This window comes from Paraburkholderia sp. UYCP14C (genome assembly GCF_004197395.1).
Taxonomy (GTDB): domain Bacteria; phylum Pseudomonadota; class Gammaproteobacteria; order Burkholderiales; family Burkholderiaceae; genus Paraburkholderia.
In genome coordinates this window covers 1-9,724 of record NZ_SELS01000123.1, presented here as the reverse complement: position 1 = coordinate 9,724, position 9,724 = coordinate 1, and the positions used below count along the sequence as shown (strand labels likewise).

11 protein-coding genes are annotated in these 9,724 nt (G+C 58.1%); 6 read left to right on the top strand and 5 right to left on the bottom strand.

Annotation, left to right across the window (positions count from 1 at the left end):
- Nucleotides 1–144: 144 nt before the first annotated feature.
- From EVC45_RS42350 to EVC45_RS42330, 5 genes are all read right to left on the bottom strand, one after another.
- A complete protein-coding gene (locus EVC45_RS42350) occupies nt 145–366 on the bottom strand; it encodes a hypothetical protein (RefSeq protein WP_129964047.1) in 222 nt (73 codons plus the stop codon).
- A gap of 103 nt (nt 367–469) precedes the next feature.
- Nucleotides 470–1,552: a primase-helicase zinc-binding domain-containing protein gene (locus tag EVC45_RS42345; protein ID WP_129964046.1), complete on the bottom strand. Its 1,083-nt coding sequence runs from the start codon at nt 1,550–1,552 to the stop codon at nt 470–472.
- A 268-nt stretch (nt 1,553–1,820) separates the two neighbouring features.
- A complete protein-coding gene (locus EVC45_RS42340) occupies nt 1,821–2,600 on the bottom strand; it encodes a hypothetical protein (RefSeq protein ID WP_129964045.1) in 780 nt (259 codons plus the stop codon).
- A gap of 11 nt (nt 2,601–2,611) precedes the next feature.
- Nucleotides 2,612–3,046: a hypothetical protein gene (locus EVC45_RS42335; protein ID WP_129964044.1), complete on the bottom strand. Its 435-nt coding sequence runs from the start codon at nt 3,044–3,046 to the stop codon at nt 2,612–2,614.
- 108 nt (nt 3,047–3,154) lie between these two features.
- A complete protein-coding gene (locus EVC45_RS42330; protein WP_129964043.1) occupies nt 3,155–3,475 on the bottom strand; it encodes a hypothetical protein in 321 nt (106 codons plus the stop codon).
- A gap of 388 nt (nt 3,476–3,863) precedes the next feature.
- Between EVC45_RS42330 and EVC45_RS42325 the strand changes: the two genes are divergently transcribed.
- The 6 genes from EVC45_RS42325 to EVC45_RS42305 all read left to right on the top strand — a co-directional run bounded on the left by EVC45_RS42325 (nt 3,864) and on the right by EVC45_RS42305 (nt 9,430).
- Nucleotides 3,864–4,538, top strand: coding sequence for a nuclease-related domain-containing protein (locus tag EVC45_RS42325; RefSeq protein ID WP_129964042.1), 675 nt, complete (start codon nt 3,864–3,866; stop codon nt 4,536–4,538).
- 524 nt (nt 4,539–5,062) lie between these two features.
- Nucleotides 5,063–6,394, top strand: coding sequence for a hypothetical protein (locus EVC45_RS42320; protein WP_129964041.1), 1,332 nt, complete (start codon nt 5,063–5,065; stop codon nt 6,392–6,394).
- 66 nt (nt 6,395–6,460) lie between these two features.
- Nucleotides 6,461–7,645, top strand: coding sequence for a FlhC family transcriptional regulator (locus EVC45_RS42315; RefSeq protein WP_129964040.1), 1,185 nt, complete (start codon nt 6,461–6,463; stop codon nt 7,643–7,645).
- Between the two features lie 13 nt (nt 7,646–7,658).
- Entirely contained in the window at nt 7,659–7,829 is a 171-nt protein-coding gene (locus EVC45_RS45960) for a hypothetical protein (RefSeq protein WP_168991653.1), read from the top strand.
- Nucleotides 7,829–8,197: a hypothetical protein gene (locus EVC45_RS42310; RefSeq protein WP_129964039.1), complete on the top strand. Its 369-nt coding sequence runs from the start codon at nt 7,829–7,831 to the stop codon at nt 8,195–8,197. The genes EVC45_RS45960 and EVC45_RS42310 overlap by 1 nt, the downstream gene beginning before the upstream one ends.
- Before the next feature lie 225 nt (nt 8,198–8,422).
- Entirely contained in the window at nt 8,423–9,430 is a 1,008-nt protein-coding gene (locus EVC45_RS42305) for a CAP domain-containing protein (RefSeq protein ID WP_129964038.1), read from the top strand.
- Nucleotides 9,431–9,724 lie beyond the last annotated feature (294 nt).

Below are 9,724 nucleotides of genomic sequence, written 5' to 3'. Positions count from 1 at the left end.
CACTTCATTCGCTATGACCAGCTTATGGCGGGACTTACACCCGCAGGAGTGCGCCCATGCTGGGCGCACAAACAAAAATGCCGTTCAGTCGCTTAACTGAACGGCATTACGGCCATCGGCCGGGTTTGTCTTTATGGGGTTAAGTCAATGCAACAAGGCGACAGCGTTATCTCGACCCTGATGGCGAACGCAATAGGTCCACGCGTCATCCAGATCCAGGCCGACCTTTTCAGGTTTCGTATTCACTGCCTGACGCCGGTCGATCACATCGTAAGCCTGCGCCTGCGACTTGCCGACCCGCACCGAACCGTTTTTAACACCCGAAGTAGCGACAATCTCAAACCGGCCAACAATCATCCTGAACATGCTTCTCTCCATGAGAAAGGCCCAGACAGATTGCGGCCCCGGCGGGGACGAATCCCCACCAGGCGGTTAAGAACAACTACTGAGCGGACAAAGCCGCTGTCAATCAGATGTGCAGCGCCTCGCGCGTGCTGCCGAGCCGCACAGGCACGGCTGGACCGCGAGGCTTGTTACATGACGTCATCCATTCGTCCGCGAAGTCAGTCCCGCGAACCTTCGGGCGGTGAACGATCGCGGTATAGCCGTCGGCGCGAAGCCGTTTCGCAAGCGCCAGCGCATCAGCCATCCCAGGAGACTTTCGCGTCTTCGGATCAACCGCATCAAAATCCGCGAAGATGTGCACTACGCGAATTCCAAAGCCTTCAGGAACAACGAAGTCCGAAAGCAGCACACGGTTGAGGCAGTACCACACCGGGACGCCGAAAAGCATGTGCGCGCCGAGCACAGATTCCAGCCCTTCACCCACGCCGATCTCACCGTTGACCGGATCCATCAGCCGGACTGCGCCGCCGTTGAGTTTGTGCAGCGTCAGGTCATTCATCTTTGAAGGCAGGACTTCGCCATCGTTAGTGATGATCGTTGCCTTCGCGGGCTTGGACCGATCAAGGAACGTCCGGTGAAGTGTGCCGAGGCGTCCATCAGGCAACGTGAATCTGGCGAGAATGCCGGGCCACTTTCCAATGACCTTTTTTTCGTGCCGACATTCGAGCATTGCCAGACGGAGCGCCGGCGACGACGGAAGATCGAGACCGGGCACTCGCGCACGTAGATACCTCGATATGAGATCGTCGCGGCCGTGAGCCACCGCGCTGTCCCACATCGACTCGAGCCGCTTTCGGGCCCATGCCGGATCGGCCTTTCGACGGGGCGAAGGCACAGTACAAGAGAATCGCGGCGTGTCGCGCGCCGGCAGCGGACCGCCCTTGAGCTCAAGCATCAGCTCTCGAAAAGTGATCCCCGCTACTTTGCAGATTAGCTCGAAGCCGTCGCCGGCCTTCATGCTTCCTTCATTGCATTTGCGGCACACCCAGTCGCCGCGGCCGCGCTTGTTGTCATATGTGAAGCGGTCGTTACCGCCGCAGATCGGACAAGGCGCGCCTTTTCCGGTCAATGAGGTTGCGGGCACTCCGTACTTCTGGAGCAACGCTACCCACTGTTCCGGGGACAGCTTCAGGTCCTTAACATTCATATGTCACTCCAGTAGTGGTGTGGTTGAGGTCGATGCCCTTACAGGCGGTGAAACCGTTGCTCAGAAAAGCCGTCCGTTACGCGTACGTCACCCGGAACGGCTTTTCTCAGCAAGGACGGGCGCTGCCGGTTGGAGTTACTGAAAAACGCGAGGAAGAAAAACCCACACTTCGCGCCCAGCCACCCGTGAGGGATGGTCAAGGCAGCGAAGGTGAGCAGATACAGGAACTAAGGTGAGAGAGTTCGGGATCAGAAGTGCTGGATGTTCATCACGACTTCTTTTTGATAGACCACAGCCACTTGTCCCACAGGACCTGAGCGCCCGTTCCGTCAAGAATGGGCTCCCCACGCGAATTGACTGCGGGCACCTTCGTCTTGCCGAGTCGCCGGACTTCGACGCGATCGCCAATGCGGCAGTGCGTCTCGGCGATTGCGTCACGCAGGCCTTCGCCCTGCAACAGGCGGGTCTGTCCACGGTTCTCCAGCGTCAGGCAGAACGACTCGTAGGTCTTGCCGGGACGCTTTCCATCGGGGAACTCGCGCTCGCCCCACTCCGTTACGACGCCGTAGTGCGAACGCTCGGTGCGATGCGGCCCCGAGGCTTTCGTGGACGACGCCAGCGCTGGCGCCGCATTCTCTATCACGACCGACGTGGTAGCTGGCTTGACTTGCACAGGTGCACGAGGACGCTCTGGCTCTGCGGCTTCACGCTCCCGGGCGACCGGCGAAGCCGCTGCCTTGATCGCCGCAGCGATTGCGTCCCTCAACGGGCCGGGATGTTCGTCAACGACGGCCCAGTGAGGGTCGAGTGACGGTACGAGCTTCATGCCGACAGGCGTGTCGCGCAACTGGTAATCGAAGGCCGGGCGAAACTGAACGACTACATCGCCTTCGTCGCGGAACAGCCGCACCTCGCCTGCGATCATGACCTGGCGCTCGTTGCGGCCCCCTTGCCCTACCACCACCGGAGCGGGTGGTGCCGGCGCTGATACAGGCTCGCCAAGGCCGAAGAGTCCGCTCAGGACTTTGCCGAATGTCGTTGCTGTCATCTCCGGCTCTCCTACAGCAAGGAGCCGAAGCAGCAGCGACGAACGTCTTCCATGTCGCGCTTCAGCAGCGGGTTACTGACGATCACGTCCTGCAGGATTTCGGGGTCGACGCCGTTGATAAGGCAGACGTACCGGTACGGCAGAGCGCCGTCCCAGAATTCCATCACCCAGCCGAGCGTCGCCCGGTAGTCGTCGAGTTCGAGCTTTTTGCGGTTTCGGAGCCTGTCGCTCAGGAGCGTGCAGCAGTCCATCAGCGACTCGGGCATGTTGTCGCCACGACGACTGTCAGTGGCGAGGCCGACGAGTGCGTCGATCATCTTTTCGCGCACCGCTTCGCTCCAGTACTGCGGATCGGGAAGCGGATCAGGCTTGATAGGTGAGGTGGCGAGGATCGGCGATTCCCCGCCGAACATATCGAGTTGCCATGCCGTGATTTCGGTTTCCATGGGGTATCTCCGGTGAACGGGAACCCATGCCCGCAACGGGTTGGTTCCCGTTGGGGTGAAGGTGCAAAGACGCCCCGAAGGGCATCTTTGCGGTCAGTGGCGAGCCGACTATTCGTCGGTGCCGGTTTTAAGCGGAACAACGACAGGCGACTTGGCGTACTGTCGTTTCTGTCGTTTGATAGGTGTCACAGCTGCCGTCGGGACCGCTTCAGCCTTAGGCTGGGCAGTCGCGGGCGTTGCCGCTGTTGTATCGCTCGTCTCTTTCTCGTCTTTCAACGCGTCACGGATCGCTGATCTGATCCATTTAATCGCGAGGTAGCCGACAAAGAGTGCGGCGAAAAATGAATGTGCCGCGAGCCAAAGCGCAAAGCACACAGCGAGAAACGACATGGGCGAACGAGTCGCCTTCATCAAGAACTGCTTCGGCATTTTTCTCTCCAGAAAAATTTACGCACTAGGGGTTGTCCAGGCTGGAAGGCACTGGACCGTTTCGATGCTCTATTGAGCAGGGAAATCGGGCGCGCGGAGAGACGCTTTCCTCACGGCTCGGATAAAACGTGAGGAAAGCAGCTATCGGCGGAAGCGAACAGGGGATAGAGCGCGGCCGCATTACGTCACAGGGCCAACCAACTCGAGTCGATGCGTCTAACACGCGGGGATAAGAGTGACTTTACGCATCGCCAGCCGACCGGGCGGCGGAAGAGCTTCAGAAAACAGGTGTGCTTTCGCTTTTGCAATACGAATCCGGCGTCTTTCGCTTCCTTGACTTCGAAATAGCCGTGTCAAGCTGATCTCATCATCAACGCATGGGGCAGCAATGTTTCTTGAGATTCTTCTGGGAGTAGCCGCGTGGCAAATCGTCGCTCGGAAAAAACATCCGTCGTTGGGCGACCTTTTCCGGCGAAAACCCACGGACCGCAGCTTGGCACTCGGAGAAGCAGGCGAAGCGAAAGCGCAGGCCGCGTTGCGAAACAGCCTGACGGCTCTCTGCGGCGATGACTACCATCTTTTCAACGGGCCGATCATTATTGAGCACGCACCTGGCGCGGACTTCCCCACCGTCGAGATTGATCACCTCGCCGTCACCCCGTTCGGCATCTTCGTGTTCGAGACCAAGAACTGGTCGGGCTATATCAGTCCTGCCTCGGTTCCCGGCTTCCTGACGAGGACAGATCGCGACGGCAAAGCAGAGGACCGTCGATCGCCGCTGGAACAGAACCAGACGAAGGTCGCCTTCTTTCGCAGCCGTCTCCCCTCGCTGTGGCCGGTCGCCGGCGCCGGGTTGCTCGTTTCTGACGATGCGCACCTGAGCCCCGCGCTGCACTCTGATCTTCTTTCCCTTGGCGACCTCCCGCACTGGCTGCGCGCGCGACGTGACAGTTACGGCGGGATGCCAACAGTTGAGGTGACAAAGGCGACCGCCGGAATCGCCCTTCTGATCGATACGTCATGCGCTGCGATGGGCGCCCATCGCGCCCGCGTCGCAATGTGACTTTTATCATTCAAAACGCATATTGGTATAAGCACACTACAAATGTGTCTAAACGTTTCTGAAATGAAACCGATAATAAGGGTTTTCCCTTGCGGCACCCAGAGAGACAGGTTCCCTGCGAAAGGTGGTATGAAAAGGCCGCCTTTCGCAGATTGACGTCTGTTTCGCGGCGTTACTCTCTCTGTTCGGCGGCAACGCGGAGGAGACAAAGGTTCTTACATAGTGAGCTCAATGCCCTCGCCGAATAACAAACCAATAACGAGCATATCGCCCCAATGGTATGCACGAAGCAGGAAAGCCAAAGATGACGCGGGAAGACCTCGTGGCGCGCTTTAGGTCCCTGACGGAGAGCGCCGGCGAGAACGGTGTCGACCTTTCCGCGTATCGGCAAGCAGCCGCGGGGCAACCGTGCGAGCGACATGCGCGAGTAAATGACAGCGCGAAGTCGCGCTTCAATCTAGGGCGAATGCTCTTTTCACGACGACAACTAGGGGTGGTCGTTCTTTCAACGTCTGGAGAGAAGAATGCAAAATGGCAAGACATCCAGTACTGAACTGAAGCCGTCCAGGCGAGCGCCAGTTCCGGGACTGCTTTTGGGGAGCACATCACACGACGGTAACGCGGAACCCGATGCCGTCGCGGCCCCGTTCGATCCGATGAATGAGTTCCTGTTCAGCGTAGAAGACCCGACTGCGGTAACGCGTGACAACATCGCCGCGGCTGCCCGGGAGATCTTTGGTTCTGGGCAGGAAGACACCGAGTTCATTTCCAAGCTCGCAGAGCACATGGTGTCGGTTTCCGAGTCACGGTCAAAGGTCGTGCAGGAACTCATCATCCTTGGCGGTCATCTCCAGCAGATGATGAAGCTGTGCATCACGCGCCAGACTGCAAAGGTCGGCGATACGTTCCCTGCGCGTCGAAAGGCGGCGCAGCTCTGCTTTGCATTCTTTCAAAAAGCGATGGGCATCACACAGCCTAGCGCACGAAGCTACATTCGATGCCATCAGAAGTTTGCCGACAATGCGGAAGCGATCCGGGTATTCAGCTACGGGGAACTCAATCTTCTGGCCGCGCAAGACGTAACAGAAGAGCAGATCAACACCATCATGCTGAAGAAAAAGGAAGCTGCAGAGCTTCCCGACAGCAAGAAAATGACGAGGGATGACGTCGAAAGGCTTTTGCGGCAACTCCAGCAGAAAGATGAGCGGGTTGAAGACGCCGAGCGAGAACTGGAAAAAATCCACGAAATCCTTGAGGATCACAAGACGCAACTTGATGTCACCGAGCGCGAAAGCCAGCACCTCAGGGAACAGCTCGCGACCTACGAGCGTCACCTCGCCGAAAAGGAGAACAGTATCTCCAACCTTCGCACTGCACTGACCGAACGGACTTCCGGCTACCCAGCGATGGAACAGGAACTGGCTGCCAAAAACAAAAAGCTCGAGGAGCTTTCGCAGCAACTTGTTGCTGCTCAGAATGCGCCGGCGAAAGTGGAAAAGGTCGAGGTCCCCGTTGAAACGCTTCCCGCAGGCTATGAGACAACCAGGCAGGCGGTGATGGCAGCGCTCGAGGAACTCGAAGAGGCAAAGAGCAGGACGCAGGCTCTCAAAGATGACCAGGCCACCATCGAGGCGGAACTCAAGCGTCAACAAGCGGAACTGATTGCCAGCAAGGCAGTGCAAGATTCTCTCGAAGCGCTGACCGCCGCCTGGGAAAATGTAAGCGGCAAAATGAGCACGTTCCAGCTTGCCGTGCTGGCATCCACGGATCCCACACAGTACAACGGCGCGCTTGAGGCGCTAGCGGCGCAACTGCGCAAATACGTCACAGAAATTGAAGCGGCGTTGCATCGGTAATAGGCGGACGCGATAGCGAATGGCGCCTTGGACCGTGCGCCGGACCAACAAGAAGAATGAACCAAAATGTCTACTGATAAAGCACTCATCACCGAAGCACGTAACGTACTGCTCACGCCGTGGCTGGCTGAAAAAATCCAGCGCACGAACTTTTCGCTTACCGACTTCATGTTTCTCGCACTCGCTGGACATTCCGAGCTCGAAAGCATCTTTGGCGTCTCACACGCGAACATGGACGCCTTCAGGCAGCATGCCGCTGCGAAGGCAATGCTCATGAATCTTCCGTTTGTTGCGCTTGCTCCGGTCCTCGGAGATCCGCGCGACTGGGAAACGTTTGTCGACGGCGCGATGGACTCCCAAAACGTCGAGAGGTTGACCAGAGAGATGCCGCGAGTGGATCAAATCACTAGCCGTGACATCTATCACTACAATCAGGCGTACATCCAGTTGCTCAAGGATGTGTTGCACATGAACGTCGCCGCGATCCCTTTGCTTGGCATTTCAAGAGAACTTGCGTCGTATCTCAAAGCGCTGCCGATGGCGCGGCTCGACAACGCGATCGGCGCAATCAAATTCCCATTGTTCCGGTGGCGTTTCCACGACGCAGATTTCTGGATGGAATTTAGCGCTGGATGGTTTACAGAAGAGACCGTGGCGCACTACCTGATGAGCGCGTCGCCCGTCAGCGCGGCATCGCTGCCCTATCAGAACACGTGGACTGACCTGCGACTCGAACGGAGCGACAAGGAGATTTACGCCCGCATGATGATGGCTCAAGGCTGCCGGGCGTCGACCGCCACCAACCTGTTCAGCCTTCGTCAGGGCCAGGCGCGTGCGATCTACCGGCAAATTCACGGCGTAAGTTCGCCTTGTGGCTGCAACCCTACCTCGCTCACCTGGTACGTTGAGCAGGCGGTTCATCGGCTCCAGGCGACGACCTACGTGTGGCTGTTCCGAAGCGCCTTGGACAACGGCGGGAACATCCCCGAAGCGCTCATTGCGGCGAACGACATCATGGCCAGGACGTTCGGCAAGAGCCTCGTAATCACTGCGGATCGCGGCAACCACCTCACACGGGCGATGGCGCTTGACTCCCGACTGACGATGGCTGCGTGCCGCGGTTGCGGCACCGACTATCTGCTGTCCAACAGCGAGGGCAAGATCGAACTGGCGAAGGACTTTAGCTGCCCCGGCTGCAACTACCTTCTCTCGCCAAAGAGCCAGGTCAGCAAGCGCAAGCAATCACGATAACGGAGGTCGCGCCATGCATGAAGAAATCGCGGTTCAGATTGGGATGGTGGTCTTTTCTCACGATGGCCGAATCCAGTTCGGTTGGCGCGACATCGAGACTGGCGAGTTCCACGCCGAAGCCGACGGCCAATGCATTCCGGGTGTGGTAGGCGCGGTCAAGTTCTGCTCGGACGTGATGCACTGATGCAGGACTTTGCCTATCTCTTCGGCGACAGCGTCGCGGCCTGGCTGCGGGGCCGCGGCGACGCACGGTTCCAGCAATACGAGCGGCACTACAGAGCGGAGCGTCAGGCGACGCCCGAGACGTTCGACCTCGAAAAATCCAACGAACAGTATGCGAAGCGGTGCATGCGATCAGGCGACCGAATCTTGCGGCTGTTGGACAGTAAGGCGTTCAAGCCCCTAGTGTTCTTCGTCGCGCTGGTCTGGGGAGGATCGCTTTTGCTCTCAACGATCGGAAAACAGCAACCGGCGATCGCCGGCACACTGCTCGCCGCTCTCTTTAGTGCAATTCGCATAAACCGTCGAAAAAACCGCTCGGGAAGACGGTAGCGGAAGGCCCTTCGATCGCCGCTGTCGCAGATAGGATGGGCTTTTTTTTCACCGCTCAAGACTTACGAACAACTTCCGTTATCTCTAAAGTACCGACACGCTGGAATTGGGCATTTATGCGGAACGCATGCAGCAGCACGAAGACTTGACTTCGCGCTGCGCCAGGTAACATGAAATCAAGGTCGTGCAAGGGGCACGGCCAATAACGATCGAAGGTTCAACAGAATGAAGAAGGACATTTCAGCACTGACCGCGTTTTCATTTGCAGCAGCCGCTCTCGCCCTTTCGGCATGCGGCGGCGGTGGTGGTGGCGGCAGCAGCAGCTCGGCCGGCGCAGCGACTCCTGCTAGCGCCCCGAGTTCAGCAGGCTCGCCTGTTACTGGAACTCAGTCGACGGCGCAATACGCGGGCAATAGCGCCCAACTGGCCATGTTCAACCAGGTGAACGCTTACCGCCAGCAATGTGGTCTTCCAGCCGTCCAGGAAAACACCGTTCTCGACCAGGCTGCGCAAGCTCACGCGATGTGGGAAGGATTGAATAACACGGTGGCTGACAACGAAACGGCTGGACAGCAAGGCTTTACCGGCGTGAGCTACTTTGATCGTGCTGTGCATTTCGGATTTCCGTCTACCGGTGCAATGGGTTGGGGTGTGAGCGCGAATTACTGGACCACATCCGCACTTTCGGAAACGCAGTACGGCCAGACGCTGGTCAACGAATGGATTGCGACCGTGTATCACTCGCAAGCCATCCTGACGCCGGTTACGACGATTGGTATTGGCGAGTATGAAACGTCGCTGAATGGCTTCCCGGCGGTGTGGGGCTCGATGAGCCTGATAAATACATCGATGCAACAACTCACGACGAGCGGCCCGATTACGTTCCCGTGCCAAGGCGTGACCGGCGTTCCGTACAAGGCTGTTTCGGAAAATCCGATGCCGCCGAACACATCGGGTCCGTGGGGAACGCCGGTTATCGTCATGGGCAACGCGACCGATACGATTGTGCTGACTTCCGGCACGATGACGGACCCGTCTGGCAACGTCATCAACCTGCAACTGCTTTATTCGGCCAACGATCCGAACAAGCTGCTTCAGACGTACGCAGCGGTAGCCTACCCGGCAACGCCGCTGGCTCCGAACACCACGTACACGGTGTCGGTGTCCGGCACGGTGAACGGCGCTACTTTTACCAGGCCGTTCACGTTCACGACCGGAAATATCGTCTCGTAACGCTGCCGTGCCAGAGAGGGAGCACACGAACCCTCATCGAAAACCGCCAGTTCGCGCTGGCGGTTTTTTTATTTCCGAAAATCGTTTCTGACACGCACCAAAAAGAAGGGGTGCAGCCTTTTTGCGGGCTGCACCCATTTTTTCTGCCACCACCCTGTCAGCGAGGTCAGCCTTTAACCGCCTCGAAAAAAGCGCTCAGGGCGCTTTTTTCTAAGATTGCGGCGGCTCCGGTTTTTCTGGACACAGAGTTGGGGTAAAACGTGTGATCCAAACTGGAGTAGTTGATGTTGAAGA

What these genes read in the sequence shown, in the direction of transcription:
- EVC45_RS42340 (WP_129964045.1), bottom strand. Translation starts at nt 2,600, where the DNA reads ATGACAGCAACGACATTCGGCAAAGTCCTGAGCGGACTCTTCGGCCTT.
- EVC45_RS42320 (WP_129964041.1), top strand. Translation starts at nt 5,063, where the DNA reads ATGCAAAATGGCAAGACATCCAGTACTGAACTGAAGCCGTCCAGGCGA.
- EVC45_RS42330 (WP_129964043.1), bottom strand. Translation starts at nt 3,475, where the DNA reads ATGCCGAAGCAGTTCTTGATGAAGGCGACTCGTTCGCCCATGTCGTTT.
- EVC45_RS45960 (WP_168991653.1), top strand. Translation starts at nt 7,659, where the DNA reads ATGCATGAAGAAATCGCGGTTCAGATTGGGATGGTGGTCTTTTCTCAC.
- EVC45_RS42345 (WP_129964046.1), bottom strand. Translation starts at nt 1,552, where the DNA reads ATGAATGTTAAGGACCTGAAGCTGTCCCCGGAACAGTGGGTAGCGTTG.
- EVC45_RS42325 (WP_129964042.1), top strand. Translation starts at nt 3,864, where the DNA reads ATGTTTCTTGAGATTCTTCTGGGAGTAGCCGCGTGGCAAATCGTCGCT.
- EVC45_RS42335 (WP_129964044.1), bottom strand. Translation starts at nt 3,046, where the DNA reads ATGGAAACCGAAATCACGGCATGGCAACTCGATATGTTCGGCGGGGAA.
- EVC45_RS42350 (WP_129964047.1), bottom strand. Translation starts at nt 366, where the DNA reads ATGTTCAGGATGATTGTTGGCCGGTTTGAGATTGTCGCTACTTCGGGT.
- EVC45_RS42315 (WP_129964040.1), top strand. Translation starts at nt 6,461, where the DNA reads ATGTCTACTGATAAAGCACTCATCACCGAAGCACGTAACGTACTGCTC.
- EVC45_RS42305 (WP_129964038.1), top strand. Translation starts at nt 8,423, where the DNA reads ATGAAGAAGGACATTTCAGCACTGACCGCGTTTTCATTTGCAGCAGCC.
- EVC45_RS42310 (WP_129964039.1), top strand. Translation starts at nt 7,829, where the DNA reads ATGCAGGACTTTGCCTATCTCTTCGGCGACAGCGTCGCGGCCTGGCTG.